The following is a 26,578-nucleotide window of genomic DNA, read 5'->3' on the forward strand; positions in this document are numbered from 1 at the left end:
TATCGGGATGGGTGCTCCGCGCCTTTTAGAATGCCCGCAATGTCTTATCTCGTGCTCGCCCGCAAGTTCCGTCCGAAAACCTTCGGTGAGATGGTCGGCCAGGGGCATGTGGTTCAGGCGCTCGAGAACGCGCTGACGACGCAGCGCCTGCACCACGCCTATCTCTTCACCGGCACCCGGGGTGTCGGCAAGACCACGGTTTCGCGGATTCTGGCGAAGTCGCTGAACTGCCAGGGGCCGGACGGGCAGGGCGGCATCACGGCCACGCCGTGTGGCGTCTGCCAGGCCTGCCGCGACATCGATGCGGGCCGTTTCGTGGACTACACCGAGCTCGACGCGGCCTCCAACCGCGGCGTGGACGAGGTGCAGTCGCTGCTCGAACAGGCGGTCTACAAGCCAGTGCAGGGGCGCTTCAAGGTCTTCATGATCGACGAAGTGCACATGCTCACGAACACCGCGTTCAACGCGATGCTCAAGACGCTCGAGGAGCCGCCCGAGTACCTCAAGTTCGTGCTGGCGACCACCGATCCGCAGAAGGTGCCGGTGACGGTGCTTTCGCGCTGCCTGCAGTTCAACCTGCGGCCGATGGCGCCCGAGACGGTGCTCGAGCACCTCACCGCCGTGCTGCAGACCGAAAGCGTGCCGGCCGAGCCGCAGGCGCTGCGCCTGCTGGCGCGCGCGGCGCGCGGCTCGATGCGAGATGCGCTCTCGCTCACCGACCAGGCGATCGCGTTCGGCAACGGCGAGCTGGTGGAGGCCGGCGTGCGCCAGATGCTCGGCAGCGTCGATCGCGGCCATGTGTTCCGCCTGATCGAGGCGCTGGCCCAGGGCGACGGCAAGACGGTGGTCGAAACTTCCGAGGCATTGCGCGTCGACGGCATGTCCGCCGCCTCCACGCTGGAAGAAATGACGGCTGTGCTGCAGGCCATGGCGGTGCTGCAGGCCGTGCCCTCGCGCGCTGAAGCGGCCGACGCCGCCACCGACCCCGACGCGGCCGACACTGCGCGCCTCGCGGCGCTGATGCCCGCAGACGAAACCCAGCTGCTCTACAGCCTGTGCCTGCACGGGCGTGGCGAGCTGGGGCTGGCTCCCGACGAGTACGCCGCGCTGACCATGGTGCTGCTGCGGCTGCTGGCCTTCAAGCCTTCCAGCGCGGCCGCTTCGACGGCTACCCCGGAAAAAAAAACTCTGAATGAACCAGAGGCCGCGGCGCCGCAGGCTCCGGTGCGTGCGGTTCCGCCTGCTCAGGCTCCCGCCCCAGTGGCTCGCCCGCCAGTCGAAGCGCCCGCGGCGGCCGTGCAGGCCCCGGTCCCGGCACCTGCGGTGCAGGCCGCCACTCCGGTTCCCGCAGGCCACCGCCTCGCAGTGGTCGACGAGCCCCGGCAGGCCGAGCCTCGTTCCGGCGGCGCCAACGGCGATGCTCCCGCAAAGGTCGTCGGCGTGCCTATCCGAGTGCAGCCGCCTCCGAGCGCCCGCGACACCCCGCGCCCCGACGAACCGCGCAGCGCTTTCACGCCGATTCCGACCAGCGAGGACGGCGACTTCTGGTACGCCACTGTCACCCAGCTGGTCGCTGCCGAGGCCATCACCGCGCTGGCGCGCGAGCTCGCCCTGCAGTCGCAGCTTGTCGGCCGCGACACCGACCAGTGGCTGCTGCGCATCGAGCGCGAGACGCTCAACCAGCCGTCCGCCCGCGAGAAGCTCACCGCGGCGCTGAACGGCGCCGGCCACAACGTCAAGCTCGCCATCGAGGTCGGCGGCGTGATCGACAGCCCCGCGCGCCGCAACAAGCAGGCGGCCGACGAGCGCCAGCGCCTGGCCGAGGAAGCCATCATGAGTGACCCCGAAGTCCAGGCGCTGATGCGCGATTTCGACGCGAAGATCGTCCCCGGCACGCTCAAGCCGGCCTGAGTTCGCGTCTCCCGTATCCTTCACCCACTTTCCAACCCGACAGATCAGGACCAACGATGTTCAACAAAGGACAACTGGCCGGCCTCATGAAGCAGGCGCAGGCAATGCAGGACAACCTCAAGAAGGCCCAGGAAGAACTGGCCACCATCGAGGTCGAAGGCGAATCCGGCGCAGGCCTCGTCAAGGTCGTCATGACCTGCAAGCACGACGTCAAGCGCATCACCATCGACCCCAGCCTGCTGGCGGACGACAAGGACATGCTCGAAGACCTCGTGGCCGCCGCCTTCAACGCCGCCGTGCGCAAGGCGGAGGAAACCAGCGAGCAGAAGATGGGCAAGCTCACGGCCGGCATGCCCGGTCTTCCCCCCGGCATGAAGCTGCCGTTCTGAGCCGGCGGCACGGATAGATGGCAGACGCCAGTTCGCTCGACGCCTTGGTCGAAGCGCTGCGCCGGCTGCCCGGTGTCGGCGTCAAGTCGGCCTCGCGCATGGCGTTCCACCTGCTGCAGCACGACCGCGAGGGAGCGCAACTGCTCGCACGCGCCCTGCAGCAGGCAGCGGGACAGGTGCGGCATTGCGAGCGCTGCAACACCTTCACGGAAGCGCCGATCTGCAGTGTCTGCCTCGACACGCGGCGCGACCCGACGAAGCTCTGCGTGGTCGAGACGCCGGCCGACCAGGCCGCGCTGGAACGCACCGGCGCCTTCCGCGGCTATTACTTCGTGCTGATGGGCAAGCTCAGTCCGCTCGATGGCGTAGGTCCGAAGGACATCGGGCTGCAGAAACTCTTCGACCGCGCGCGCGACGGCACGGTGAGCGAAGTCATCCTCGCCACCAACTTCACGGCCGAAGGCGAGGCCACCGCGCATGTGATCGGTGAAGGGCTGAAGCAGCGCGGCCTGAAGGTGACGCGCCTCGCGCGCGGCGTGCCGGCCGGCAGCGAGCTCGAGTACGTCGATCTCGGCACCATCGCGCACGCGCTGGTGGATCGCAGGTAGGGCAACCGCACATGACTTTCTCGCTGCTCACGGTCGCCTACTGGTGCGTGCTCGTTGCTTGCGTGTTGCCGTATGTCGCGGCATGGATCGCCAAGGCCGGCAGCTTTGCACCGCGCGACAACCAGCATCCGCGCGAATGGGCCGCGAAGCAGAGCGGCTGGCGCGCTCGCGCCAACAGCGCGCAGGCCAACAGCTTCGAGGGCCTGCCATTCTTCATCGGCGCGGTGATCATCGCGCACCAGCTCGGCGCGGCGCAGGCGCGCCTCGACATGCTCGCGATGGCCTACGTGGTGCTGCGCGTGATCTATCTCGCGCTTTACATCAGGGGCATCGGAAGCCTGCGCAGCGCTGTCTGGGCGCTCGCGTTTCTGGTCAATATCGCGATACTTTTTCTGGCTCGCTGAAGCCTCGGCGAAGGCTTCTCTGCGAGGCCTTCATGCTTACGTGGAAACCCGCACGGGATGACCCCGATGCAGTTGCCTGTTGCGGCCCCTAAGCTCGATTCAGTTTCTTACGAATCACAGAGCCCAGAAGCAACAGTTCAGGCAACAGCTTCAGGCAACAGTTCCAGGCCAGTTTTCATGCTTCATCGCCGTACCCTCATTTCTGCTTCCGCCATCGCCGCCGCAACCATCGCGTTGCCGCGTGTCTTTGCGCAGCAGGCCAAACTGGAGAAGACGAAGATCTCCATCGCGGTGGGTGGCAAGGCGGCGTTCTACTACCTGCCGCTCACCATCTCCGAGCAGCTCGGCTACTTCAAGGCCGAAGGGCTCGACGTGGAGATTTCCGATTTCGCCGGCGGCGCGCGCGCGCTGCAGGCAGTGGTGGGCGGATCGGCCGACGTGTGCTCGGGCGCCTACGAGCACACCATCAACCTGCAGGCCAAGAACCAGTTCTTCCAGGCCTTCGTGCTGCAGGGGCGCGCACCGCAGATCGCGGTGGGCGTGTCGACCAAGAACATGGCCGGCTACACCGGCATCCAGGATCTCAAGGGGAAGAAGATCGGCGTCTCGGCACCGGGCTCGTCGACCAACATGGTGGCCAACCTCGTGCTGTCGCGCGGCGGGCTCAAGGCCAGCGACGTGAGCTACATCGGCGTGGGCGTGGCGGCCGGCGCGCTCACCGCGCTGCGCTCGGGCCAGATCGACGCCATCAGCAACACCGATCCGGTGATGACCATGCTCGAGCAGAAGGGCGACGTGAAGATCATCAGCGACACGCGCACGCTCAAGGGCACGCAGCAGGTGTTCGGCGGCACGATGCCGGCGGCCTGCCTCTATGCGTCGTCCGACTTCGTCCAGAAGAATCCCAACACCTGCCAGGCGCTGGCGAACGCGATCGTGCATGGGCTCAAGTGGCTGCAGACGGCAGGGCCGGGCGACATCATCAAGACGGTGCCCGAGACCTACCTGCTCGGCGACCGCGCGCTGTACCTGGCTTCTTTCGACAAGGTGCGCGAGTCGATCGCCACCGACGGCCTCGTGCCCACCGACGGCCCCAAGACCGCGCTGAACGCGATCGCCAGCTTCGACACCACCGTGAAGGCCGACAAGATCGACCTCGCCAGGACCTACACCAACGATTTTGCAAGGCGCGCCAAGGACAGGTTCAAAGCCTGACCCCCGCATGTCCCGCGACCCGGCTCAGGCCGGGTTTTTTCTGCCATGTCCGAACACGCACTCGAACTCCTCTCCATCAGCTGCACCTTTCTGTCGAAGGACGATCCTGGCCGGCGCTACACGGCGGTAGCCGACACCACGCTGCGCGTGAAGGCCGGGGAGTTCGTCTCGGTGGTCGGTCCCACGGGCTGCGGCAAGTCGACGCTGCTGAACGTGGGCGCCGGGCTGCTGCAGCCTTCCTCGGGCACGGTGAAGGTCTTCGGCCAGACGCTCTCGGGCATCAACGCGCGCGCGGGCTACATGTTCCAGACCGAAGCGCTGATGCCGTGGCGCAGCGCCATCGACAACGTGATGGTGGGCCTGCAATACCGCGGCGTGCCCGAGGCGCAGGCGCGCGAGCAGGCCGGGGCATGGCTCTCGCGCGTGGGCCTCTCGGGCTTCGGCGACCGATATCCGCACCAGCTCTCCGGCGGCATGCGCAAGCGCGTGGCGCTGGCGCAGACGCTGGTGCTCGACCCCGACATCATCCTCATGGACGAGCCTTTCAGCGCACTCGACATCCAGACGCGCCAACTCATGGAGAACGAGGTGCTCGAGCTCTGGAGCGCGAAGAAGAAGGCGGTGCTCTTCATCACACACGACCTCGACGAGGCCATCGCGATGAGCGATCGCGTAGTGGTGCTGTCGGCCGGCCCGGCCACGCATCCCATCGGCGAATTCGCCATCGATCTTCCGCGTCCGCGCGACGTGGCCGAGGTGCGAACGCAGCCGCGCTTCGTCGAGCTGCACACCCAGATCTGGGAGGTGCTGCGCGACGAGGTGCTCAAGGGCTATGCGCAGCAGCTCAGGAAGGCCGCGTGATGGCACGGCCCGGTCTGAACGAACGCAATGCGCGCTTCTGGCAGCTGGCGTTGCTGGCGCTGATCCTGGTGGCGTGGCATGTCGCCTCGCGCAATCAGCAGATCGCCTTCTTCCTCGGTGAGCCTATCCAGGTTGCGGGGCGCATCTGGAGCTGGTTCCTGCCGTTCGAGGTTCCGGCCAACGCACTCTTTCCCGAAGGACTGAAGAGCAACGCCGACATCTACCAGCACCTGGGCACCACGCTGCTGGAGACGGTGCTGGCCTTCGGCATCGGCACCGTGCTCGGGCTGGCCTGCGGGCTGTGGCTGGCGCTCGCGCCCACGGCGAGCCTGATTCTCGATCCGTACATCAAGGCCGCCAACTCGATGCCGCGCGTGATCCTCGCGCCCATCTTCGCGCTGTGGTTCGGGCTGGGCATCTGGAGCAAGGTGGCGCTGGCGGTGACGCTGGTGTTCTTCATCGTGTTCTTCAACGTCTACCAGGGCGTGCGCGAGGTGAGCCCGGTGGTGCTGGCCAACGCGAAGATGCTGGGCGCCAACCAGCGGCAACTGCTGCGCACCGTGTACCTGCCGAGCGCGACCAGCTGGGTGTTCTCCAGCCTGCACACCTCCGTGGGGCTGGCCTTCGTGGGCGCGGTGGTGGGCGAGTACCTGGGCTCGGCGCGCGGCGTGGGCTACCTGATCCTGCAGGCCGAGGGCACCTTCGACGTCAACACCGTGTTCGCCGGCATCGTGGTGCTCACGGCCTTCGCGCTGGCGCTGGACGGGATCGTCGGGGTCATCGAAAGGCGCCTGATGAAGTGGCAGCCGAGGACGGGCGAGACCGAGAAGCTCTAGTTCGGCCCCGTGCGATGATCGCGCGCGGCACCCGCAGGGCGCCGCAACGATTCATGGGGGTAAACGAACAATGAGCCACGACAACAACCACAAGCGGGCCACGACCCTGCGCTCGCGCAGCGAGGCGGCACGGGTCTCCAACGAAGAGCTGTTCTTCGACCTGGTCTACGCCTTCTCCGTCACGCAGCTTTCCCACTACCTGCTCGACCACCTCACGCTGATGGGGGCGCTGCAGACGCTGGTCATGTGGTTCGCCGTCTGGCTGGGCTGGCAGTACACGGCCTGGACCACCAACTGGTTCAACCCCGGCACGCTGCGCATCCGCGGCGTGCTCTTCGCGATCATGCTGCTGGCGATGGTGATGGCCTCGGCGCTGCCAGGCGCCTTCTCCGAGCGCGGGCTGGTGTTCGCGCTGTGCTTCGTGGGCATCCAGGCGGGGCGCACCTTCTGCATGCTGATCGCCATCGGCCCGAACGATCCGCTCACGCCCAACTTCCGCCGCCTGCTGGCCTGGAACTGCGTGGCCGGCGTGTTCTGGATCGCCGGCGGCTTCGCCGAAGGGCAGGCGCGCCTTGCGTTGTGGTTCGGCGGCGTGCTGTGCGAGTACATCGCGCCGATGATCGGCCTGCGCTTTCCGGGCCTGGGCCGTTCGCTGACCAGCGACTGGACCATCGACGGCGGCCACCTCGCCGAGCGCTGCCAGCTCTTCGTGATCGTCGCGCTGGGCGAGTCGGTGCTGGCCACCGGCATCGCCTTCGGGCACCACGTCGAATGGCATGGCGTCGACCTGTTCGCGCTGCTCGTGGGCTTCGCGGGCAGCCTGGCGATGTGGTGGATGTACTTCGACACCAGCGCCAGGGAAGCCACGCACGTCATCGAGCATGCGCAGGACCCGGGCGCCATCGGCGCGAAGTTCCACTACACGCACGTGATCCTGGTGGCCGGCATCATCGTGTGCGCCGTGGCGGACGAGCTGACGATCGGCGAGGGTTCGCACCACGCCGAGCTCAAGTACCTGGGCGCGCTGATCGGCGGCCCGGCGATCTACCTGTTCGGCAATGCGCTCTTCAAGCGTGTGGTGCGCGGCTTCCTGCCGCAGTCGCATCTCTTCGGGCTGGGCTTCCTGGCGGTGCTCGCGGTGTTCGCCTCGCACTTGACGGTGCTGGTGGTGGGAACGCTCACCACCGCCATCATGATCGGGGTCGCCGCGATGGAGGCTATCGTGCGACGCAGGGCACAGCAGGCCGCAAAGGCCCACTGAGCCTCCGTCAGCCTGCTTCTCAGCGCTTCTTCTTGGAGGGCGTGCCGCCGCGCTTCTCGCGCACGACCTGCTGCTTGCTGCTCGCAGGCACCTTGACCACGCTGCCGGCGCCACGCGGGGCTGCAGACTTGGACGGCGCGCCGCCGCGGCGGGCCGGGGCGGGCGCTGCTGCATGCGAGGTTGCGCGGATGCCGGTGCCGGCGCGGGCAGCCACCGTTGCGCGAACGGGCAGGTACACCACCACGCTGTAGCCGCGCTTGAACGCGTGGTTCGGCTTCACGTCGTTCCACTCGGCCACGCTGGCGGGCTTGAGGTTGTAGCGGCGCGCGATGCTCGCGACGTTGTCGGCGCGTCCGGCCTTCACCGTCGTGCGGCGCGTGACGATCTCGGGCTGGAAGCTCAGGTGGCCGCCATCGGCGACCACCGCTGCCACGTCTTCCTTCACACGGGCGCCGCGCGGCACGATCAGCGTCGAGCCGGCCTTGATGAGCATCCGCGGCGGGATGTTGTTGATGGAGCGCAGATCGTTCTCGCTCATGCCCGAGCGCTGGGCGGCGTCGGCCACCGTCATGGTGTTGGGCACGACCCAGGCGGTCCAGCTGGCGTACTGGCCCTGCGAGTAGGCGTCGAAGTTGCGCTGGAACACGGCGGCGTTGTCCCAGGGCAGCAGGATCTGCGGCGTGCCGGCGGCGATCAGCACTGGCTTGTGGGCTGCGGGGTTCAACGCGCGGAAGTCTTCGAGCCGCACGTCGGCCAGCTTGGCGGCGAGCTCGACGTCGAGGTCGCGCGTGAGCGTGACGGTCTGGAAGTAGGGGTGGTTGGCGATCAGCGGCAGCTCGGTGTTGAAGGCCTGCGGATTCGCCACGATGTTCTTCACCGCCTGCAGCTTGGGCACGTACATGCGCGTCTCGGCGGGCATGGTGAGGTCGCTGTAGGTGGTGGGCAGGCCCAGGCGCTGGTTCTTGGCGATGGCGCGGCTCACGCTGCCTTCACCCCAGTTGTAGGCGGCCAGCGCGAGCTGCCAGTCGCCGAACATGCCGTAGAGCTTCTGCAGGTAGTCGAGCGCTGCGCGGGTGGAGGCCACCACGTCGCGGCGGTCGTCGCGGAAGATGTTCTGCTTCAGGTCGAAGTCGTTGCCGGTGGCCGGCATGAACTGCCACATGCCTGCGGCGCGGGCGCTGGAGATGGCCTGCGGGTTGAACGCGCTCTCGATGTAGGGCAGCAGCGCCAGCTCGGTCGGCATGTTGCGGCGCTCGAGCTCCTCGACGATGTGGAAGATGTACTTGTTCGAGCGCTCCGTCATGCGCTGGATGTAGTCCGGCCTGCTGGCGTACCACTGCTCGCGGTCGCGTACGAGGTCGTTGTCGAGGTCCGGCATCTTGAAGCCGCGGCGGATGCGGTCCCACATGTCGACTGGCGGTGCGAGCGTGACGACGCTCTGCGAATGGGCCTGGCCGCTGGTCAGCGGGGAGAGTGCATCGCGCGGATAGACGGGGGCCGCGCTGCCGGCGACCTTGGAGCCGGTGCCGCCGGCGCGCGCCGACGAGGAGGGGGAAGAGGAGGAGGAAGAGGTGCTGTTGTCGTTCGTGTTCGCGCAGCCGGCGAGCACCAGTGAACCTGCAAGGCAGGTGGCAGCGATCAGTTTCATCGGAAGTCGTTTTTCCATTGGCGCAGTGCCGCGAACACGTCGGCCTCGGCTGCATCGGCAGCCAGCTCGGCGTGGGCACGCACCGCTCTAAGGACAGTGGCTTCGCGGCTGCGAAGAAAGGGGTTGACCTGGCGTTCGACCGCCAGTTGCGACGGCAGCGTGGGCTGCCCCTTCGCGCGCAGGCTCTCGCAGCGCGCGTTGTAGTGAGTCAGCTCGGCGTTGGCCGGTTCCACCGCCTGCGCGAAACGCAGGTTAGAAAGTGTGTACTCGTGGGCGCAGCACACGCGCGTGTCGCCGGGCAAGGCGGCGAGCGCGTCGAGCGAGGCCAGCATCTGCGAGGGCGTGCCCTCGAAGAGGCGCCCGCAGCCGCCGGAGAAGAGCGTGTCGCCGCAGAAGAGCAGCGGCGCGTCTTCGCGCGAGGCCTGCCCGGCGGGCAGGAAGTAGGCGATGTGCCCGGCTGTATGGCCCGGCACGTCGATGACCTCGAAGCGCAGCCCGAGGGCCTCGGCAATGTCGCCTTGCGCCAGCGGCGCGAAGGGCTCGGGAATGCGCTCGCGCGCGGGGCCCCATACCTTTGCCCCGGTGGCTGCATGCAATGCGGCCACGCCGCCCGTGTGATCGGGATGGTGGTGCGTGACTAGAATCGCGGCCAGCCGCAGCTTGTCGCGCGCCAGCGCGTCGAACACCGGTTGGGCATCGCCCGGATCCACCACGATGGCGTGGGACCCGTCGTGCAGCATCCAGATGTAGTTGTCGGCGAAAGCGGGCAGCGGAACAAGGGTCATGAGCGGTCAAATTATAGGTTTGCAGGATTGGTTCGCGACCCCCCCGGGGCGGTACCTGCTGGCTTGGGAGCAGGCCCAGTTCGATCAGGCGGTGGCCGATGTATTCGGCTATCACGCGCTCCAGCTGGGCGCCGCCGAGGTCGATGGCCTGCGCGCCAACCGCATGCCGCACCGCTGGCTGGCTCTCGACGACCCGGCCCGCGGCGGCAAGGCGACGCTGCTCACGGACTTCGCTGCCTTGCCTTTCGCGGCCAACAGCCTCGACCTCGTGGTGCTGCCGCACGCGCTCGAGCTGAGCCCCGACCCGCACGCCACGCTGCGCGAGGTCGAGCGGGTGCTGGTGCCCGAGGGCCGCGTGGTCATCTGCGGGCTCAACCCGACCAGCCTCTGGGGCATGCGGCAGCGCCGCGCACATGTCTACCGCAGGCTGGGCATCGGCGATCTCTACCTGCCCGAGGGCGGCGAGTTCATCGGCTACTGGCGCATGCGCGACTGGCTGCGCCTGCTGAGCTTCGAGGTGGAGTCGGGTCGCTTCGGCATTTACCGGCCGGCGGTGCGCAGCGAAGCCTGGCTGGAGCGCCTGCGCTGGATGGACTCCGTCGGCGAGCGCTGGTGGCCGATCTTCGGCGCGGCCTACTTCCTGGTCGCGGTGAAGCGGGTGCGCGGCATGCGCCTGCTGAGCGCCGACTGGCGCCGCGCCGGTGCCCGCGCCACGGCGCCGGTGCCCATCGCCGGCAAGGTGCATCGCGACGGGCCCGGCAAGAATTGGAAGAAATGAAGATCGATTGGAATCGAATGAAGAAGAAGGAAACGTCAGCTTGAACGAAGTCGTGATCTATACCGATGGCGCATGCAAGGGTAATCCCGGGCCCGGCGGCTGGGGCGCGTGGCTCAAGTCCGGCACCAGCGAGAAGGACCTGTTCGGCGGTGAACTCAACACCACCAACAACCGCATGGAGCTGACCGCCGTCATCGAAGGACTGGCCGCGCTCAAGCGGCCTTGCAAGGTGCTGCTCTACCTCGACAGCCAGTACGTGCGCAAGGGCATCACCGAATGGATCCGCGGCTGGAAGGCCAAGGGCTGGGTCACCGCGAGCAAGGAGCCGGTGAAGAACGTCGAACTCTGGAAGCGGCTCGACGCGCTGGTGAACGAAGGCGGCCACCAGATCGAGTGGCGCTGGGTCAAGGGCCACTCGGGCGATCCGGGCAACGAGCGCGCGGACATGCTGGCCAACAAGGGCGTGGACAAGGCGCTGGGCCGGATCTGACCCCGGGCCCGTTCTCCGGCGGCTAGATCACGCCGTCGAACATCATCACGTCGACTTCCTCGCCGGGCGCTACGCTGCCTTGGTCGTGGCGCAGCACCACGAGCCCGTTGGCCTCCAGCATCGAACTCAGCACGCCCGAACCCTGGTTGGCCGCCACGCACACCTCGGGCAGCGCGCCGGGCACGGCCTTCACGAAACCGCGTTGATATTCGGTGCGGCCCGGCTTCTTTCGGATCGGGCCCGTGCTGCGTGCACGCAGCAGCGGCGGCGGTGCGGCGGCCGCCTCGTGGCAGCCCATCATGCGCAGCAGCGCAGGCCGCACGAAGGCCAGGAAGGTCACCATCACTGCCACCGGATTGCCCGGCAGGCCGAACAGCACGGCCGGCGGCTTCGATGCGCTTTCCTCCGTAGGAATCAGTCCCACCGCCAGCGGCCGGCCCGGCCGCATCGCCACGCGCCAGAAGGCCATGTCGCCCAGCTGCTGCATCACGGCGCGCGTGTGGTCGGCCGTGCCCGCGCTCACGCCGCCGCTGGTGACGATGGCGTCGGCCTCGCGCGCTGCGCGCCGCAGCGTGGCGGCGAGCGTGGCCGGGTCGTCGCGCACGAGGCCGAGGTCGAGCACCTCGCAGCCCAGCCGCGTGAGCAGGCCGATCACGGTGTAGCGGTTGCTGTCGTACACGGCGCCCTCGCGCGGCGCGTCGCCCAGGCTCAGGATTTCGTCGCCGGTCGAGAAGCAGGCCACCCGCAGCCGCCGCAGTGCGGGTACGCCCGGCAGGCCCAGACTCGCGACCATGCCGAGCGCGGCGGGCGAAAGGCGCTCGCCCTTGCGCAGCGCGGGCTGGCCCTTCATGAGGTCTTCTCCGGCGAACCGGCGGTTGTCGCCGCGGCGCAGCACCCGGGCGGGGAAGCAGACGCGGTCGCCATCGACCTTGCAGAACTCCTGCGGAATGACGGTGTCGAGGCCCGCCGGCATCATCGCGCCGGTCATGATGCGCACCGCATCGCCGGGCCCCAGCGCGCCGCGCCATGCGGCTCCGGCGAGCGCCGTGCCCACCACGCGCAGCGTGATGGATGCGTCGCTGGGCGCCTTGTCGGGCAGCACGGCGCCGTCGAAGGCGTAGCCGTCCATGGCGGAGTTGTCGTGCGGGGGCACGCTGACGGGCGAGACGATGTCCTCGGCCAGCACGCGGCCGAGCGCTTCAGAGAGCGAGACGCTCTCGCGCCCGGTGACGACGGCCGTGGCCGTCAGCTGGGAAAGAAAGGCGTGGACGGCCTCGACGCTCAGGTCGGCGTCGTCATGGCCCGCGAGGGCGGAAGCGAGTTCTGCGATGCGGCTCATCTCATCGGTTTTCGAGGGCGTGCAGTTCGGCCAGGGTGTTGGCGTTGAAGAACGCGTCGGGCGCGTCACAGGGCCGGTCGAAGGGCACTTGCACGGTGCGGTGCTGCGCGATCCAGGCGTGGACCTTGCGGCCGCCGGCCGTGGTGTAGCGAAGCAGGCTTTCGCGAAGGCTGGCGCGCAGCAGGCAGAAGACAGGCTGGGGGCGCAGTTCCACCGTGCCGCCGCCATCGGCGGGCTCGGGCGCTACCACCATGGCGATGTCGGCCTGGCTGGCCGCCGCCGCTTCGGCGAGGCGGGCGGCGAGGTCCGGCGGGAAGAGGGGCGTGTCGCAGGGCACGGTCAGCAGCCAGGGCGTGGCGCAGTGCTCCAGCCCGGCCAGGAAGCCCGCCAGCGGGCCAGGGTAGTCCGCGAGGCTGTCGGGCCACACCGGCGCGCCGAAGGCTTCGTACTCGGCGAGATTGCGGTTGGCATTGACCATGAGCGTGCCGACCTGCGGCGCCAGCCGGCGCATCGCATGCAGCGCCAGCGGTTCGCCGTTGAAAGGCTGCAGCCCCTTGTCGACGCCGCCCATGCGCGAGCCGCGGCCGCCGGCCAGCAGCAGTCCCGTGATGTCGGCGGACGCGATGCTGGCGTGCGCGGGCATGGCAGGCGCCTGCCTCATCCGCCGATGTAGCTCATCTCGACGCGGCGCGGGCCCTTGGAGCCGGCGTCGCCGTTGCCGCTGTCGCCATCGGGGCCGCGCAGGGCGCGCAGCTCGGAGTAGCGGTCGGCTCGGCCCTGCCAGATGTGGCCGATGGCCGAAGCGATGTCTTCGTCGCTGGCGTTGCCGCGCAGCAGCGGGCGCAGGTCGTGGCCGGCGCTCGCGAAGAGGCACAGGTACAGCTTGCCTTCGGTGGAGAGACGCGCGCGGCTGCAGTCGTGACAGAAGGCCTGCGTGACGCTGCTGATGACGCCGATCTCGCCGCCGCCGTCGGCATAGGCCCAGCGCTTGGCGGTCTCGCCGGGCGCGGTGGCGCCCAGCGGCACGAGCGGGAATTCGGAATGGATGCGCGTGACGACGTCGGCCGACGGCAGTACCTCGTCCATGCGCCAGCCATTGGTGGCGCCAACGTCCATGTACTCGATGAAGCGCAGCACCACCTTGCCGGCGTGATGGGTACGGAAGTAGCGCGCCATCGGCAGGATCTCCTGCTCGTTGGTGCCGCGCTTGACCACCATGTTGACCTTGACGGGGCCCAGGCCCGCGGCCAGCGCCGCGTCGATGCCCGCGAGCACGTCGGCCACCGGGAAGTCGACATCGTTCATCTGGCGGAACACCGCGTCGTCGAGGCTGTCCAGGCTCACGGTCACGCGCTGCAGGCCGGCGGCGCGCAGGCCGGCGGCCTTGCGCGCGAGCAGAGAGCCGTTGGTGGTGAGCGTCAGCGCCAGCGGCTCGCCCGCGGGCGTGCGGATCTCGGCGAGCTGCTCCACCAGGCCCTCGATGTTCTTTCGCAGCAGCGGCTCGCCGCCGGTCAGCCGGATCTTGCGCGTGCCGTGCGCGGCAAAGAGGCGGGCCAGCCGGGTGATTTCCTCGAAGCTCAGCAGGGCGCTGTGCGGCAGGTACTTGTAGTCCTTGTCGAACACGTCCTTGGGCATGCAGTAGCTGCAGCGGAAGTTGCAGCGGTCGGTCACGCTGATGCGCAGGTCGGTCAGGGGCCGGCCCAGCCGGTCGAGCAGCATGCCGGTGGCGGGCACGGCGACCTCCGGCATGGCCACCGCAGGGCGTGCTCGGCCGATGCTGGAGATCGGAATGACGGTGCTGCTGCTGTTCTTCATGGCTTCACGAGGCGGGTCCTGATTTTGCGCCAGGCCCCAAGGGCCTGCGGAACACAGGCTACTTGATCACGGCCGCATAAATCATGTCCCGGGTCAATGTTCTGTAATGTGTCCTGAATTTCGGCGACTGCAGCATCAGCACCACGAACATCTCGTTCTTCGGGTCGACCCACATGTAGGTGCCGCCCGCGCCGCCCCAGTTGTATTCGCCGCCCGCCGAGGGGTAGGGCGCCTCGCCGTCGTTGCGGCGCACCGCGAAGCCCAGGCCGAAGCCGTAGCCAGGGCCCGGCAGGTAGAGCGGGCCGGGCACGATGCCGGCGCCCGCGTTGGAGTGGTCGGCGGTCATCAGGGCGATGGTGCGCGGGCCGAGATAGCGCCTGCCATCGAGCGAGCCGCCGTTGATCAGCATCTGCAGAAAGCGGGCGTAGTCGTTCGCGGTCGACACCAGCCCGCCGCCGCCCGATTCGTACTTGCGCACGATGCGCGGGTCGTTGAAGTCGGCGCCGACGCCGAAGCTGCGGTCGTTGGGCAGCGGCTCGGCGATGCGTGACTGGCGGGCCGGCTCGGGCACGTAATAGGTGGTGTCCTTCATGCCCAGCGGATCGAATAGCCGGGCCTTCTCGAACTGGTAGAGAGACTGGCCCGAGACCACCTCGATCACCCGGCCGAGGATGTCGGTCGACTGGCTGTAGTCCCAGGTCGTGCCCGGCTGGTAGGCCAGCGGCAGCTTCGCCAGGCGCTGGGAGAACTCGGCCAGCGTGGGGTCGCCAGCGCCCAGGTTGGCGGCGTTGTAGGCCTGCTTCACGAGGCCAGGGCCGAAGAAACCGTAGGTCAGGCCCGAGGTGTGGCGCATCAGGTCCTGCACGGTGATCGGGCGGCGCGCGGGCACGGTCTCGAGCACCGGCTTGCCGTCGGCGCCGGGCTTCTCGACGCCCACCGTCATGTTCGCGAATTCGGGCAGGTAGGTTGAGATCGGGTCGTCGAGCTTCAGGCGGCCGTCCTCCACCAGCATCATCGCGGCCACCGTGGTGATGGGCTTGCTCATCGAATAGATGCGGAAGATGCCGTCGCGCGGCATCGGCGTGCCGGCGGCGCTGTCGAGCTTGCCGACCGGCTCGAACCACGCCACCTTGCCCTGGCGGGCCACCAGCAGCACCGCGCCCGGGATCTTGCCGGCCGCCACGTCGGCCTTGAGGACGTTGTCGAGCATCTGCAGGCGCTCGGTCGAGAGGCCGACCTGCTCGGGCGTGGCCGTGGGCAGTTGCTGCGCCGCCGCAAGCAGGGGAATGGCCAGGCCCAGGCCGAGCACTGCGGCGCGCAGCTTGCGCTTCAGGAATTTCATGGTGTCGTCTCCGTCTTGTTGTGGTGGATGAAAAAACGAAAACCGTGCGCGGCGGTCCCGGAGCCGCCCGTGCCTGACCAGCCCGGCGCTATCCGCGGCAGAGCTTCAGGTTCGTGCGCGTGGCGCGGACCACGGGCAGGTAGATGTCGGCGTCGGCCGGTGGGTAGTTTTCCTTGATGCCGTCGTCGGTGCGGGCGGCGTCCTCGGCCAGCGGCTGCAGCGTCCTGAGGCAGGCGGCGCGGTCATCGAGCTTGTACTGCGTGAGCGCGAGGTCGTTGCGCAGCCAGGCCTTGGTGATCCAGTCGAGTGTCCTGTCGCAGTCCGAGAGAACGGGCGCGAGGGTGGTCTGCGCGGCGGCGTAGTCCTTGGCGTCGTACTGCCGCTTGAAGGTTTTGCGCGTGCTGCTCACGGCCTTGTCGGTGCAGGAGGGGGCAGGGCGGATGTAGGTGCCTTCGAAGACGGCGCGCATGCCGCAGTAGCCGCGGCACTCGTCCGAGCCATTGGTCGTGACCTGCAGCTTGTCGGCATTGGCCGCGAAGTTCACCACGCACCCCGTGTCGTCGAGCTTGGCCTTGCCGCGCGCGATGGTGCCGTCGAGCGCGCAGGTGTGGGCGTTGGCGCCGATGGTGGTGATGTCGAAGTGGCCGTTGGGCTTGATGCGCAGCGAACCGCTGCCCCCCTCGTAGATGTAGTCGCCGGCGGGCTGCGCGGCGGCGAGGCCGCAGCCAAGGAGCAATGCGAGGGGAAGAAAGATGGATCGTGCGAGCTTCATCGTTGGAGATCTCCCGGAAAACATGCCGTAGGGCAGTGTATCGATCGTTGCCGAAAGCTTCCGGAATTGGCGGATTTGCGTCATTCGAGGTCTTTATGTCTTGACGTAGACAATGAGAATTCTTATCATTTGGGTGCCCGAGTACGCACATGTCGACAACGCAAAGGGCTCTTTCAACCAAGGAGCTTCCCGACCGTGCCGTACACCCTGCCAGCCTTGTCCTATGCCTTCGACGCGCTCGAACCCCACATCGACGCGCTGACGATGGAGATCCACCACGGCAAGCACCACCAGACCTATGTGAACAACCTCAACGCGGCGTTGAAAGACACGCCGCACGAGGGAACGCCGGTCGAAGAGCTCATCGCCGGTGTCGAGCAACTGCCCGAAGCGCTGCGCGCGCCGGTGCGCAACAACGGCGGCGGGCACGCCAACCACACCCTGTTCTGGACCGTGATGGCGCCCGTCGGCCAGGGCGGCGGCGGGGTACCCACCGGAGCGCTTGCCAAGGCCATCGACGCCGACCTGGGGGGCGTCGACGCCTTCAAGGACGCATTCACCAAGGCCGCCCTCACGCGCTTCGGCAGCGGCTGGGCATGGCTCTGCGTCGGTGTCGGCGGCAAGCTCGCGGTGGAAAGCAGCGGCAACCAGGACAGCCCGCTGATGCGCGGCACCGGTTCGGGCAACACGCCGATTCTCGGGCTCGACGTGTGGGAGCACGCCTACTACCTCAAGTACCAGAACCGCCGCCCCGAGTACATCGCGGCCTTCTACAACGTCGTGAACTGGGCCGAGGTGGCCCGGCGCCACGCTGCCGCCACCGGCGGTTGAGGAGCAACCCATGAACGAGCCGCGACAGGGCGCCATCGCGCAAGGCAGGCAGTCGAGGCCCGCCAGGCCGATGCGCGAACGGATCGGCTTCGCCATCGTCGCGGCCGGCGTGTTGATCGGCGCCTTGCAGTTCTGGCAGTTCGTGCGATCCGACCCGCTGGTGTGGAACGCCTTGCTCGGCGGCTCGGTCGCGGCGCTGGCGACCGCGCTCGGCACGCTGCCGGTGCTGTTCTCGCAGAAGCTGCCCGAGCGGCTGCAGGACACCCTCTTCGGTTTCGGCGCCGGCGTGATGCTGGCGGCCAGCGCCTTCTCGCTGATCATCCCGGGCCTGGAGGCCGCGAAGAACGCGGGCACCTTCGGCAGCGGAAGCTGGGCGGCGGGCGGGGTGATCGGCTGCGCCATCCTGCTGGGCGGCATCGCGCTGATGCTGATGGACCGCGTGCTGCCGCACGAGCATTTCATCAAGGGCCGCGAAGGCAATGCCGCCAAGCAGCTGCGCCGCACCTGGCTCTTCGTCTTCGCGATCGCGCTGCACAACGTGCCCGAAGGCCTGGCGATCGGCGTGGGATACGCGGCCAACAACGGGCTGCGTGCCGATGCGCTGGCCACCGGTATCGCGATCCAGGACGTGCCCGAGGGGCTGGTTGTCGCGGTGGCATTGCTGGCCGCGGGCTACAGCCGTGGGTTCGCCGTGCTGATCGGCATGCTCTCCGGGATGGTCGAGCCGCTGGGTGCCGTGCTGGGCGCGGCCGTGGTCGGCCACTCGGCGATGCTTCTGCCCTGGGGGCTGGGCTTCGCGGCGGGCGCGATGCTCTTCGTGATCAGCCACGAGATCATTCCCGAGTCGCACCGCAAGGGGCACGAAGCCTTCGCCACCAGCGGGCTGATGATCGGCTTCGTGCTCATGATGCTGCTCGACACAGCGCTAGGCTGACGCACCGTGCCCGCAGGGCGCGCCAACCAAGGCCCTCAGCCGTGCTTGACGGCGACGGTCTTCAGGGTGGTGAATCCGTACAGCGCCTCGAAGCCCTTTTCGCGGCCATAGCCCGACGACTTCACGCCGCCAAAGGGCAGTTCGACGCCGCCGCCGGCGCCGTAGTTGTTGATGAACACCTGGCCGCTCTTCACGCGCTTGGCCATGCGGAACTGGCGCGCGCCGTCGGCCGTCCATACGCCGGCGACCAGGCCGAAGTGCGTTGCGTTGGCTAGCGCCACGGCTTCGTCCTCGTCGGCGAACTGCATCGCCGCCAGCACCGGGCCGAACACTTCTTCCTGCGCGAGACGGTGGTTCACCGGCACGTCGCGCAGCAGGGTGGGGGCCTGGTAGAAGCCGGTTTCGGGCGCTTCCTCGACCACGATGCCCTGCGCCACCATCGGGATGCCGGCGTGCTGGGCGTCGCTCAAAAAGTCCCACACGCGCTGCTGCTGCGTCTGGCGGATCAGCGGGCCCACGTCGAGGTCCATGGCCGCCGGGCCGACGCGCAGCGCCTCGAAGGCGTGGCCCAGGCGCTCCAGTAGCGGCTCGTAGATGTCGCGCTGGATCAGCACCCGCGAGCCGGCCGAGCAGGTCTGGCCGGCGTTCTGCACGATGGCGTTGATGACCACCGGAATGGCCGCGTCCAGGTCGGCGTCCGCGAAGATGATCTGCGGGCTCTTGCCGCCCAGCTCCAGCGTGACCGGGCAGTGCCGCTCGGCCGCCACCTGCTGGATCAGCGTGCCGATCTTCGGGCTGCCGGTGAAACTGATGTGGTCGATGCCCGCATGCCGCGCGAGCGCGTCGCCCACCTCGTGGCCGTAGCCCGTCACGATGTTCAGTGCGCCGGCCGGAAACCCCACCTCGGCCGCCAGCTGCGCCACGCGGATCAGCGAGAGGCAGGCGTCCTCCGCCGGCTTGACCACGCACACATTGCCCGCCGCCAGGGCGCCGCCCACGCTGCGCCCGAAGATCTGCATCGGGTAGTTCCAGGGAATGATGTGGCCCGTTACGCCGTGCGGCTCGCGCCAGGTGAAGACGCTGTAGCCGTTCTGGTAGGGGATGGTCTCGCCGTGCAGCTTGTCGCAGGCGCCGGCATAGAACTCGAAGTAGCGCACCAGCGCCACCGCGTCGGCGCGTGCCTGCTTGACAGGCTTGCCGCAGTCGCGCTGCTCGATCAGCGCGAGCTCGTCGACGTGCTCGGCGAGCTTCTGCGAGAGCTTGAAGAGCAGGCGGCCGCGGTCGGCGGCGCTGACCTTGTGCCAAACGCCATCGAAGCAGTCGCGCGCGGCGCGCACGGCGGAGTCGATGTCGGCGGCATTGCTGCGCTGGATTTCGTCGAAGGGCTGGCCGTCGGAGGGGTCGATGACCGGCAGGGTGCGGCCGGAGGAGGACGGGACGTCCGCGTTGGCGATGTAGTTGAGCTGCATGGGGCTGGATTTTGCGCGAAGCATTCCAAACCCGTGGCCCGGCGGGGCTCAGACCCCGGACGCTACTTGGCTGCGCTCGTCTTCGGCAGCGCCTTCACCGCATTCAGCATCCGCTCCACATGCTTGTCCGGATTCAGGTTCTGGTAGTAGTAGGCGACTTTGCCGTCCGGCGCGATCACGTACGACAGGCGGTTGGCGAAGTCGGGGCGGGTCTGCATCAGGGCGTCGAAGCCCTGGATCACGGTCTTGCCCTCGTCCGAGGCGACCGGGAAGCGGCTCTGGCATGACTTGACCGAGAACTTCGACAGGGTACCTATGTCGTCGGCCGAGACGCCGATGACGCTGGCGCCCAGCGCGGCGAACTGGTCGATGGCTTCGGCGAAGGCGTGGGCCTCGATGGAGCAGTCGTTGGAGTCGGCCGCAGGGAAGAAATACACCACCACCGGGCCCTTGGCGAGCGCTTCGGCCAGCGAGTAGCGGAAGGTCTTGCCGCCGAGGGCGGCGTTGGCGGTGAACTTGGGAACCGGGTCGCCGATGTCGAGAGCGGCCCAGGTGGTATTCGTAAGAGCCGCAAAAAAGGCGAGGCAGGCGATGCGGTGGGGGAGTGAACGGGCCATGATGTAACTCCGCAGCGGTATGGATCGAATTCTAGGCCGGAGCCTTCCCGAAAAGGAGGCGAAAAGCGCCTTGAAACCGGTGCGGACCGGCCGGCGTACTGCAGGAACACAAGGACAGAAAACCACAAGAACACGACCTCATGGAAACACGATCATGAACGCCTGGCTCCAATCATTTCTGCGCATCGCGCTCGCGGGCGCGCTGATGGCGTTGCTCGGCGCCTGCGGCTCGCTGCCGCCCGCGCGCGAACGGCCTGCCGAGTTCGCCGCATCCGCCGATCCCTCGACCACGCTCGCCAGGATTGCCACCGCCTCCACGCCGCCCGACGAGCATTCGGGCTTCCGGCTGATGCCGCTGGGCGTGTATTCGCTCGACGCGCGCATCCAGCTCGCCCAGCGGGCCCAGCGCTCGCTGGTGGTGCAGTACTACCAGCTCGAGAACGACCCCGTCGGCCGGCTGCTGCTGCGCACGCTGCGCGAGGCGGCGATGCGCGGCGTGAAGGTGAGGGTGCTGGTGGACGACCTGTACACGGTCAAGAGCCAGCAGCTGCTGCTTGCGCTGTCGGAGACGCCCAACGTGGACGTGCGCCTGTTCAACCCGTTCTGCTGCGGACGCAACGGCTTCCTGTCGCGCTTCGCAGCCTCGCCGTGGGAGATTCCGCGGCTCAACCATCGCATGCACAACAAGCTCTTCATCGCCGACGGCGTGATGGCGGTGGTGGGCGGGCGCAACATCGCCGAGGAATATTTCGTGCTGAGCGAGGCGCAGAACTTCATCGACATGGACGCGCTGGTGGTCGGCAAGGTGGTGCCGCAGCTCGAATCGATCTTCGATGCCTACTGGAACAGCGAGCAGGTCTGGCCCATCGCCGACATCGTGACGGGCGAGGGCGGCCGCAAGCCGACGGGCGCCGATTTCGACGGCTGGGTCGGCATGGCCGCCGCGCCGCCGAAGATCGTGCTGCCGCCGTCGGACATCCTGGGCTACGGCCCCATCGCCGAAGAGCTCGACGCCGGCCGCATGGGGCTCCTGTGGGGCGAGGCCCGCGCGATCGCCGATCCGCCCACCAAGCCCACGACCATGACGGCCGACGAGGCCATCGCCACCAGCGTCACGATGAAGGTCTGGGGGCTGCTGATGGACGCCAAGACGGAGGTCGACCTGACCTCGCCCTACCTCGTGCCGGGCGAGCGCGGCATGGAGGCCTTCCAGGACCTGACGCGGCGCAAGGTCAAGCTCACGCTGCTGACCAACTCGCTGGCGGCCAACGACGAGCCGCTGGTGCACACCGGCTATGCGCGCTACCGTGAGCGGCTGCTGCGAAGCGGCGCCGACGTGTACGAACTGAGCCCGCAGCGCACCAGCGCGGGCGAGCGCTTCGGCATGTTCGGCAAGTCGCTCGGGCGGCTGCACGCGAAGACGGCGGCCATCGACAAGACGCGCATCTTCATCGGCTCGATGAACCTCGATCCGCGCTCGGCCAGCCAGAACACCGAGATGGGGGTGGTGGTTGACAGCCCGCAGCTGGCGCGCGAGATGCTGCGCGTGATCAACATCAGCAAGCTGCAGAACTCCTACCGGCTGCGGCTGGCCAAGGACACCGGCACGCTGCAATGGCTGACGAACGACGGCGAGAAGGAAATGATCCTGACCTCGGAGCCGGAGTCGGGCTTCTTCCAGCGCTTCTACAACATGCTGATCGCGCCGATCGTCCCCGAGATGCTGTTGTAGCCTCGGGGGATGGCGCAGACCTTCACCTCGTTGTCCGCCCCGCAGGTCATGCTGTGGGGCCTGCTTTTCTTCGGCGGCATTTATCTCGGCTTCGGCGCCATCACCTGGCTGCTGACGAAGCGCGTGCTGCCGGCGCTGGGCGTCGGGCGCGTGCTCGATCCGCGGCCGCTGCAGCCGGGGCAGCTGCGGCGCGAGCTCACGCAGTCTGGCGTGTCGGTGCTGATCTTCGGGCTGGGCATGGTGTTTCCGTGGGGGCTGCTGCAGCTGGGCTGGGCGAGGCTCGATCCCGATGCGGGATGGCGGCAGATCGTGGCAGAAATCTTCGTGCTCGCGATCTGGAACGACGTGCACTTCTGGATCAACCACAGGCTGCTGCACACTCGCTGGCTGCGGCGCTTCCATGGGCCGCACCACCGCTCGTTCGTGACCACGCCCTGGTCGACCTACAGCTTCCATCCCGTCGAGGCGCTGATGCTGGGCAACGTGATCCTGCTGCCGATGGTGATGCACGACTTCAGCTTCTGGTCGCTGGCGGCGGTGCCGGTGTTCAGCCTGTTCTTCAACTGCGTCGGGCATTCGAACTACGACTTCTTCACGGGCGTCTCGTACAGCCACTGGTTCGCGGCGAGCCGCCGGCACCACCTGCATCACGCGGTGCACAACGGCAACTACGGATTCCAGTTCACCTTCATGGACCGGCTGTTCGGCACGCGCGTGGCGGCCGACGCGGCCGAACCGGTTCTGCAGGCTTTCCGCAAGAAGCATGGCGCGACCACGGCCTGAGGTGAGCCGCCGCGTGCCGAGCTTGCGTCACTGGCGCGACTGGCAGAGCCTCGCCTATCTCGCCGCCTTGCCCGCGCTGGCGGCGTGGCAGTGGGTCCGTGGCTTCGACATGGTGCTGTACGGGTTGATGCTTTTCCTGACGCTGGGCGTCGGCGTGATCCACCACAACCACGTGCACCTGCGCATGTGGCGCAGCCGGCGCATGAACCGGTTGACGGATTTCTGGATCACGCTGCTGCAGGGCCATCCGACCTTCGTGTTCTGGCCCGCGCATGTGGCCAACCATCACCGCCATCGCCATGGCCCGAAGGACGTGGCGCGCACCTACCGCTTCGGCGGCGACACCAATCACCTGTGGGGCTATCTGCTGCACCCGTTCCAGGCCGTCTGGGTGCTGATGCCGCTTTTCTTCGCATGGCTGGCCCGGCTGCGGCGCCATCGGCGTGGCGCCTGGCGCTACTGCATCGCGCAATACGCGGTGTGGCTGGCGAGTTGGGCGGTGCTGCTGGCGATCGACTGGCGCAAGGCGCTGCTCTTCGTGATCGTGCCGCAGTTGCACGGCCTGCATTGGCTGCTGGCGACCAATTACCTGCAGCATGCGCACGCCGACGGCCGAAAGGCTCCGCCGGGTGCACCGCGCGATACCGCGGGTAGCCGTCTGAACTACGCACGCAATTTCGAAGGGCTGGTGAACCCGTTGCTGTTCAACATCGGCCTGCACACCGCACACCACGAGAACCCGCATGCCCACTGGTCCGAGCTCACCCGCCTGCATCGCACGCGCTACCGCGCGCAGGTGGACCCCGTGCTCAACGAGGGCGGGCTGGTGCCGTACATGGTGCGCGTCTTCGTGCTGGGGGCCGTGTGGCCGCGTTTTCGCAGCCGCCCGCTGATGCCCCGCGATTCATCAACTCTCTGAACCATGCCTGTCTCATTCCAACGCGTGTACCTCGAAAGCGCCGGCTATTTCATGCCGGGCGAGCCCGTTTCCAACGATCACATGGACGCGTACATCGCGCCGCTCAACCGCATGTCCGAGCGCATCAAGCGGCGCATCCTGGCAGAGAACGGCATCCTCACGCGGCACTACGCCATCGACGCCGAGGGCATGACCCGGCATACCAACGCGCAGATGGCGGCCGGCGCGATCCGCGACTGCCTGCAGCGCGGCGGCGCCGAGCTCTCGCGGGTGTCGCTGCTGGCCAGCGGCTCCTCGGGCGGCGATGCGCTGATGCCGGGCTTCGCCAACATGATCCAGGGCGAACTGGCGGCGCAACCGATGGAGACGCATTCGGTGCACGGCATCTGCGCCGCTGGCGTGTCGGCGATCCAGACGGCCGCGCAGGGCATCGAGCTGGGCGCGCACCGCTCGTCGTTGGCGGTTGCCAGCGAGATGCCGTCGCGCCTTTTCAAGCGTTCGCGCTTCGCGGCACGCGGCTACGAGACCGACTTCGACTCGCACTTCCTGCGCTGGATGCTGTCCGATGGAGCAGGAGCCCTGCTCCTGTCCGACAGCGCATCGGCCCTGGCCGGCTCGCGGGGCCTGCGGCTTAAGCTGAAGTGGGTGCACCAGCGCGCCTTTTCGGGCGACTACCCGGTCTGCATGCAGCTGGGGCTGACCGAGGATCGGGTGCGCGGCCATCTGGACTTCGGCTCCTGGGCCGAGGCCGAGGCGGCGGGGGCGCTGTCGCTGAGGCAGGACATCCGGCTGCTGCCGCACCTGTTCGACATCGGCATCCACGAGTACGCGGGGCTGGTACGCGACGGCTGGGTCGATCCGAAGCGGGTCGACCACTTCCTGTGCCACTACTCGTCGGAGAAGTTCATCCCGGTGGTCGAGGACCTGATGGCCAAGGCCGACCTGTCGATCCCGCGCGAACGCTGGTGGAGCAACCTCGCGTGGCGCGGCAACACGGGGGCGGCGTCGATCCTCGTGATGCTGGCCGAATTCCTGCACACCAAGGCGCTGAAACCGGGCGAGCAGATCTTCTGCTACGTGCCGGAGTCCGGGCGCTTCATGGCGGCGTACATGCTGTGGGAAGTAGAGGCCGTCGATGCGGCGCCCGTCGCGGTGGTGCCACGCGCCGCGGCCGTGCCGGATGACGACCTCCTGATCGCGCCCCCGCACGACCCCGCAGCCGCGCCCGAAGGGCTGGGCGCGCTGCTGACCGAGTTGGCCGCCATCTGGCACGACTACCGTTCGCGCGTGTGGCGCACGCCGCTCATCCGCCAGATCCGCGAGCGCCGCTTTGCCGTGCCCGACTACCTGAACTGGATGGAGCAGTGGGTCCCGCAGGTGCGCGAGGGCAGCAAGTGGATGCGCGAAGGCGCAGCCTCTCTGAGCGAGCCGTACCAGGTGCTGGCCTCGCTGATCGGCGTGCACGCGGGCGAGGAGCAGAACGACTTCAACATCCTCTTCAGCGACTACCGAAAGGCCGGCGGTACGGTCGAGAACATCGAGGAGCTGCGCCGCAACCCCGGCGGCGAGGCGCTCAACGCCTACCTGCACGGCCTGGCCGCCACGCGCGACCCGATCGGGCTGCTGGGCGCGATCTACATCATCGAGGGCACGGGCCAGCGCATCGTGCCGGCGCTGCTGCCGCTGCTCAAGGCGAGCCTGAAGCTGCCGCCGGATGCCTTCCGCTTCCTGGAGTACCACGGCCACAACGACGAGAACCACCTCAGCCGCTGGCTCACGGCGGTGGAGATGGTGATGGCGGTGGAAGGGCAGTCGCGCGCCGCCAGCCAGATCGTCGAGACGGCGCGCCACACGGCCGCGCTGTACCTGATGCAGTTCCAACACATCACGCAGCGGATGCCCCATGGATCGAACGCCTGAATTCCTGAAGCAAGCCCACGACGAGCGCGACCCCAGCCCCTGGCTGGCGCTGTACCTCGACCAGAGCACGCCGCTGCCGGACGACGTCAAGTCGGCCTGGCTGGCCGATTCGAGCTCGGGCTCGCGGCAGTACCTGCTGCCGTTCCTGCGGCCGATCGCGCGGCTGACGATCATCCTGATCCAGATCGCCAAGGTGTTCGTGCCGCGCAACTGGTCGCATTCGATCCTGCTGCACCGGCTGCTGGCCTGGGGGCTGAAGCGCTTCGTGTCGCCGGAAGCCAACTGGCTGATCCTGCGGCACTTTCACCTGGGCTCGCAGATCCTGGCCTTCATTGGGCGAAATTCGCCGGCGCCCGTGGCCACCAATCCGCTGGAGCCGGCCGACATCGACGCGCTGAAGGACGAGATGTTCCTGAAGCACGACCTGAACCTCTTCAACTTCGTGATCAGGCTGAACACAGCGCTGCGCGAGAGGGGGCTGGCGCTGTGCAAGGCGGAAAAGGTCGATTTCTCGATGATCAGGGAGCCGGGGCTGCGGCTGGAGGACATGCCGCAGGGCAGGCTCAACTTTCTGGACCTGCAAAGCGCCATCGAGCTTTTCACGCCGCTGTACCAGCTGATGCTCACGGACAACGATTTCTGGCGCGCGGCCAATTCCCTGCAACTGGACGAGACCATCGGCATCTACGCGGCGACCATCCTGAACGCTCCGGAGCACCTGATCCTGGTCAACAACAAGCACCCGCTGGTGCCGCTGTCGACCCTGCGGGCGGGGCACCGGCTGGTGATCCACGGGCTGTCCACCGAAATGCTCCACAGCCTGCTTCAGCGGATGCAGGTGACTCAGCAGAAGGCCGCAAAGGACGAAACTGCCGGCCAGCCGGAGACAACCCTGTACGAGCAGCCACTTGCATAGGCG

General features: G+C 67.9%; 26 protein-coding genes. 17 read left to right on the forward strand and 9 right to left on the reverse strand.

Annotated elements, in window-relative coordinates; genetic code table 11:
• Positions 1-39: 39 nt before the first annotated feature.
• From dnaX to ABL838_RS13515, 8 genes are all read left to right on the forward strand, one after another.
• Positions 40-1,911 carry a DNA polymerase III subunit gamma/tau gene (gene dnaX / locus ABL838_RS13480; RefSeq protein ID WP_418125610.1) on the forward strand — a complete coding sequence of 624 codons (1,872 nt, stop codon included), beginning with the start codon at positions 40-42 and terminating at the stop codon, positions 1,909-1,911.
• A 56-nt stretch (positions 1,912-1,967) separates the two neighbouring features.
• A complete protein-coding gene (locus ABL838_RS13485) occupies positions 1,968-2,300 on the forward strand; it encodes a YbaB/EbfC family nucleoid-associated protein (protein ID WP_012747441.1) in 333 nt (110 codons plus the stop codon).
• 17 nt (positions 2,301-2,317) lie between these two features.
• Positions 2,318-2,908 (forward strand): recombination mediator RecR, encoded by a 591-nt coding sequence (recR, locus tag ABL838_RS13490; protein WP_184638442.1) that lies wholly within the window; start codon positions 2,318-2,320, stop codon positions 2,906-2,908.
• Between the two features lie 11 nt (positions 2,909-2,919).
• Positions 2,920-3,312 carry an MAPEG family protein gene (locus ABL838_RS13495; protein WP_126019064.1) on the forward strand — a complete coding sequence of 131 codons (393 nt, stop codon included), beginning with the start codon at positions 2,920-2,922 and terminating at the stop codon, positions 3,310-3,312.
• 177 nt (positions 3,313-3,489) lie between these two features.
• Positions 3,490-4,527, forward strand: a complete 1,038-nt coding sequence (locus ABL838_RS13500) for an ABC transporter substrate-binding protein (protein WP_126019066.1) — start codon at positions 3,490-3,492, stop codon at positions 4,525-4,527.
• Between the two features lie 45 nt (positions 4,528-4,572).
• Positions 4,573-5,388, forward strand: a complete 816-nt coding sequence (locus ABL838_RS13505; RefSeq protein WP_418125611.1) for an ABC transporter ATP-binding protein — start codon at positions 4,573-4,575, stop codon at positions 5,386-5,388.
• Positions 5,388-6,224, forward strand: coding sequence for an ABC transporter permease (locus ABL838_RS13510; protein ID WP_418125612.1), 837 nt, complete (start codon positions 5,388-5,390; stop codon positions 6,222-6,224). Before ABL838_RS13505 ends, ABL838_RS13510 begins: the two co-directional genes overlap by 1 nt.
• A gap of 70 nt (positions 6,225-6,294) precedes the next feature.
• Complete coding sequence (locus ABL838_RS13515) at positions 6,295-7,485, forward strand: low temperature requirement protein A (RefSeq protein WP_126019072.1); 1,191 nt, start codon at positions 6,295-6,297, stop codon at positions 7,483-7,485.
• 19 nt (positions 7,486-7,504) lie between these two features.
• On the opposite strand, the gene ABL838_RS13520 is transcribed toward ABL838_RS13515, so the two are convergent.
• Both ABL838_RS13520 and gloB read right to left on the reverse strand, forming a co-directional pair.
• The gene (locus ABL838_RS13520) at positions 7,505-9,133 is read right to left on the reverse strand and encodes a transglycosylase SLT domain-containing protein (protein WP_126019075.1); all 1,629 of its coding nucleotides are present in this window, start codon (positions 9,131-9,133) and stop codon (positions 7,505-7,507) included.
• Positions 9,130-9,918 carry a hydroxyacylglutathione hydrolase gene (gene gloB / locus ABL838_RS13525; protein WP_369658351.1) on the reverse strand — a complete coding sequence of 263 codons (789 nt, stop codon included), beginning with the start codon at positions 9,916-9,918 and terminating at the stop codon, positions 9,130-9,132. The genes ABL838_RS13520 and gloB overlap by 4 nt, the downstream gene beginning before the upstream one ends.
• 19 nt (positions 9,919-9,937) lie before the next feature.
• Here gloB and ABL838_RS13530 point away from each other — a divergent pair, with 19 nt between their 5' ends.
• Entirely contained in the window at positions 9,938-10,696 is a 759-nt protein-coding gene (locus ABL838_RS13530) for a class I SAM-dependent methyltransferase (protein ID WP_369662450.1), read from the forward strand.
• A gap of 40 nt (positions 10,697-10,736) precedes the next feature.
• A complete protein-coding gene (rnhA, locus tag ABL838_RS13535) occupies positions 10,737-11,186 on the forward strand; it encodes a ribonuclease HI (protein ID WP_126019079.1) in 450 nt (149 codons plus the stop codon).
• Positions 11,187-11,208: 22 nt separating this feature from the next.
• Here rnhA and glp read toward each other — a convergent pair whose 3' ends face one another.
• The 5 genes from glp to ABL838_RS13560 form a co-directional block, all read right to left on the reverse strand.
• Positions 11,209-12,525 (reverse strand): gephyrin-like molybdotransferase Glp, encoded by a 1,317-nt coding sequence (glp, locus tag ABL838_RS13540; RefSeq protein ID WP_418125613.1) that lies wholly within the window; start codon positions 12,523-12,525, stop codon positions 11,209-11,211.
• Position 12,526: 1 nt separating this feature from the next.
• Positions 12,527-13,168 carry a molybdenum cofactor guanylyltransferase MobA gene (mobA, locus tag ABL838_RS13545; protein WP_418125614.1) on the reverse strand — a complete coding sequence of 214 codons (642 nt, stop codon included), beginning with the start codon at positions 13,166-13,168 and terminating at the stop codon, positions 12,527-12,529.
• 14 nt (positions 13,169-13,182) lie between these two features.
• The gene (gene moaA / locus ABL838_RS13550; protein WP_418125615.1) at positions 13,183-14,340 is read right to left on the reverse strand and encodes a GTP 3',8-cyclase MoaA; all 1,158 of its coding nucleotides are present in this window, start codon (positions 14,338-14,340) and stop codon (positions 13,183-13,185) included.
• Positions 14,341-14,398: 58 nt separating this feature from the next.
• Positions 14,399-15,682: a serine hydrolase domain-containing protein gene (locus ABL838_RS13555; RefSeq protein ID WP_418125616.1), complete on the reverse strand. Its 1,284-nt coding sequence runs from the start codon at positions 15,680-15,682 to the stop codon at positions 14,399-14,401.
• 88 nt (positions 15,683-15,770) lie between these two features.
• Positions 15,771-16,454, reverse strand: a complete 684-nt coding sequence (locus ABL838_RS13560) for a hypothetical protein (protein WP_418125617.1) — start codon at positions 16,452-16,454, stop codon at positions 15,771-15,773.
• A 195-nt stretch (positions 16,455-16,649) separates the two neighbouring features.
• Here ABL838_RS13560 and ABL838_RS13565 point away from each other — a divergent pair, with 195 nt between their 5' ends.
• Positions 16,650-17,285: a superoxide dismutase gene (locus tag ABL838_RS13565; RefSeq protein ID WP_418125618.1), complete on the forward strand. Its 636-nt coding sequence runs from the start codon at positions 16,650-16,652 to the stop codon at positions 17,283-17,285.
• A 70-nt stretch (positions 17,286-17,355) separates the two neighbouring features.
• Positions 17,356-18,219: a ZIP family metal transporter gene (locus ABL838_RS13570; RefSeq protein ID WP_418125863.1), complete on the forward strand. Its 864-nt coding sequence runs from the start codon at positions 17,356-17,358 to the stop codon at positions 18,217-18,219.
• Between the two features lie 35 nt (positions 18,220-18,254).
• On the opposite strand, the gene ABL838_RS13575 is transcribed toward ABL838_RS13570, so the two are convergent.
• Both ABL838_RS13575 and ABL838_RS13580 read right to left on the reverse strand, forming a co-directional pair.
• Entirely contained in the window at positions 18,255-19,688 is a 1,434-nt protein-coding gene (locus tag ABL838_RS13575) for an aldehyde dehydrogenase family protein (RefSeq protein ID WP_418125619.1), read from the reverse strand.
• 62 nt (positions 19,689-19,750) lie between these two features.
• Positions 19,751-20,305: a peroxiredoxin gene (locus ABL838_RS13580; protein ID WP_418125620.1), complete on the reverse strand. Its 555-nt coding sequence runs from the start codon at positions 20,303-20,305 to the stop codon at positions 19,751-19,753.
• Between the two features lie 154 nt (positions 20,306-20,459).
• On the opposite strand from ABL838_RS13580, the gene ABL838_RS13585 reads away from it, so the two are divergent.
• From ABL838_RS13585 to ABL838_RS13605, 5 genes are read left to right on the forward strand one after another with little or no spacing between them, the layout of a single operon-like run.
• On the forward strand, positions 20,460-22,037 hold the full coding sequence (locus tag ABL838_RS13585; protein WP_418125621.1) for a phospholipase D family protein: 1,578 nt from the start codon (positions 20,460-20,462) through the stop codon (positions 22,035-22,037).
• A 9-nt stretch (positions 22,038-22,046) separates the two neighbouring features.
• Positions 22,047-22,820, forward strand: coding sequence for a sterol desaturase family protein (locus ABL838_RS13590; protein WP_418125622.1), 774 nt, complete (start codon positions 22,047-22,049; stop codon positions 22,818-22,820).
• Entirely contained in the window at positions 22,801-23,739 is a 939-nt protein-coding gene (locus tag ABL838_RS13595) for a fatty acid desaturase family protein (RefSeq protein ID WP_418125623.1), read from the forward strand. Before ABL838_RS13590 ends, ABL838_RS13595 begins: the two co-directional genes overlap by 20 nt.
• 3 nt (positions 23,740-23,742) lie before the next feature.
• Positions 23,743-25,659 carry an iron-containing redox enzyme family protein gene (locus ABL838_RS13600; RefSeq protein WP_418125624.1) on the forward strand — a complete coding sequence of 639 codons (1,917 nt, stop codon included), beginning with the start codon at positions 23,743-23,745 and terminating at the stop codon, positions 25,657-25,659.
• On the forward strand, positions 25,643-26,575 hold the full coding sequence (locus ABL838_RS13605) for a DUF6999 family protein (protein ID WP_418125626.1): 933 nt from the start codon (positions 25,643-25,645) through the stop codon (positions 26,573-26,575). Before ABL838_RS13600 ends, ABL838_RS13605 begins: the two co-directional genes overlap by 17 nt.
• Positions 26,576-26,578 lie beyond the last annotated feature (3 nt).

The organism is Variovorax sp. 160MFSha2.1, assembly GCF_048305075.1.
Classification (GTDB): Bacteria; Pseudomonadota; Gammaproteobacteria; order Burkholderiales; family Burkholderiaceae_C; genus Variovorax; species Variovorax guangxiensis.

Bases quoted from the DNA above. Each gene is read 5' to 3' on its own strand.
- gloB (WP_369658351.1), bottom strand. From the start codon at position 9,918: ATGACCCTTGTTCCGCTGCCCGCTTTCGCCGACAACTACATCTGGATG.
- ABL838_RS13575 (WP_418125619.1), bottom strand. From the start codon at position 19,688: ATGCAGCTCAACTACATCGCCAACGCGGACGTCCCGTCCTCCTCCGGC.
- mobA (WP_418125614.1), bottom strand. From the start codon at position 13,168: ATGCCCGCGCACGCCAGCATCGCGTCCGCCGACATCACGGGACTGCTG.
- ABL838_RS13495 (WP_126019064.1), top strand. From the start codon at position 2,920: ATGACTTTCTCGCTGCTCACGGTCGCCTACTGGTGCGTGCTCGTTGCT.
- ABL838_RS13570 (WP_418125863.1), top strand. From the start codon at position 17,356: ATGCGCGAACGGATCGGCTTCGCCATCGTCGCGGCCGGCGTGTTGATC.
- ABL838_RS13600 (WP_418125624.1), top strand. From the start codon at position 23,743: ATGCCTGTCTCATTCCAACGCGTGTACCTCGAAAGCGCCGGCTATTTC.
- ABL838_RS13580 (WP_418125620.1), bottom strand. From the start codon at position 20,305: ATGGCCCGTTCACTCCCCCACCGCATCGCCTGCCTCGCCTTTTTTGCG.
- ABL838_RS13585 (WP_418125621.1), top strand. From the start codon at position 20,460: ATGAACGCCTGGCTCCAATCATTTCTGCGCATCGCGCTCGCGGGCGCG.
- ABL838_RS13560 (WP_418125617.1), bottom strand. From the start codon at position 16,454: ATGAAGCTCGCACGATCCATCTTTCTTCCCCTCGCATTGCTCCTTGGC.
- ABL838_RS13590 (WP_418125622.1), top strand. From the start codon at position 22,047: ATGGCGCAGACCTTCACCTCGTTGTCCGCCCCGCAGGTCATGCTGTGG.
- ABL838_RS13500 (WP_126019066.1), top strand. From the start codon at position 3,490: ATGCTTCATCGCCGTACCCTCATTTCTGCTTCCGCCATCGCCGCCGCA.
- recR (WP_184638442.1), top strand. From the start codon at position 2,318: ATGGCAGACGCCAGTTCGCTCGACGCCTTGGTCGAAGCGCTGCGCCGG.
- glp (WP_418125613.1), bottom strand. From the start codon at position 12,525: ATGAGCCGCATCGCAGAACTCGCTTCCGCCCTCGCGGGCCATGACGAC.
- ABL838_RS13505 (WP_418125611.1), top strand. From the start codon at position 4,573: ATGTCCGAACACGCACTCGAACTCCTCTCCATCAGCTGCACCTTTCTG.
- ABL838_RS13605 (WP_418125626.1), top strand. From the start codon at position 25,643: ATGGATCGAACGCCTGAATTCCTGAAGCAAGCCCACGACGAGCGCGAC.
- ABL838_RS13555 (WP_418125616.1), bottom strand. From the start codon at position 15,682: ATGAAATTCCTGAAGCGCAAGCTGCGCGCCGCAGTGCTCGGCCTGGGC.
- ABL838_RS13510 (WP_418125612.1), top strand. From the start codon at position 5,388: ATGGCACGGCCCGGTCTGAACGAACGCAATGCGCGCTTCTGGCAGCTG.
- ABL838_RS13520 (WP_126019075.1), bottom strand. From the start codon at position 9,133: ATGAAACTGATCGCTGCCACCTGCCTTGCAGGTTCACTGGTGCTCGCC.
- moaA (WP_418125615.1), bottom strand. From the start codon at position 14,340: ATGAAGAACAGCAGCAGCACCGTCATTCCGATCTCCAGCATCGGCCGA.
- ABL838_RS13515 (WP_126019072.1), top strand. From the start codon at position 6,295: ATGAGCCACGACAACAACCACAAGCGGGCCACGACCCTGCGCTCGCGC.
- ABL838_RS13595 (WP_418125623.1), top strand. From the start codon at position 22,801: ATGGCGCGACCACGGCCTGAGGTGAGCCGCCGCGTGCCGAGCTTGCGT.
- dnaX (WP_418125610.1), top strand. From the start codon at position 40: ATGTCTTATCTCGTGCTCGCCCGCAAGTTCCGTCCGAAAACCTTCGGT.
- ABL838_RS13485 (WP_012747441.1), top strand. From the start codon at position 1,968: ATGTTCAACAAAGGACAACTGGCCGGCCTCATGAAGCAGGCGCAGGCA.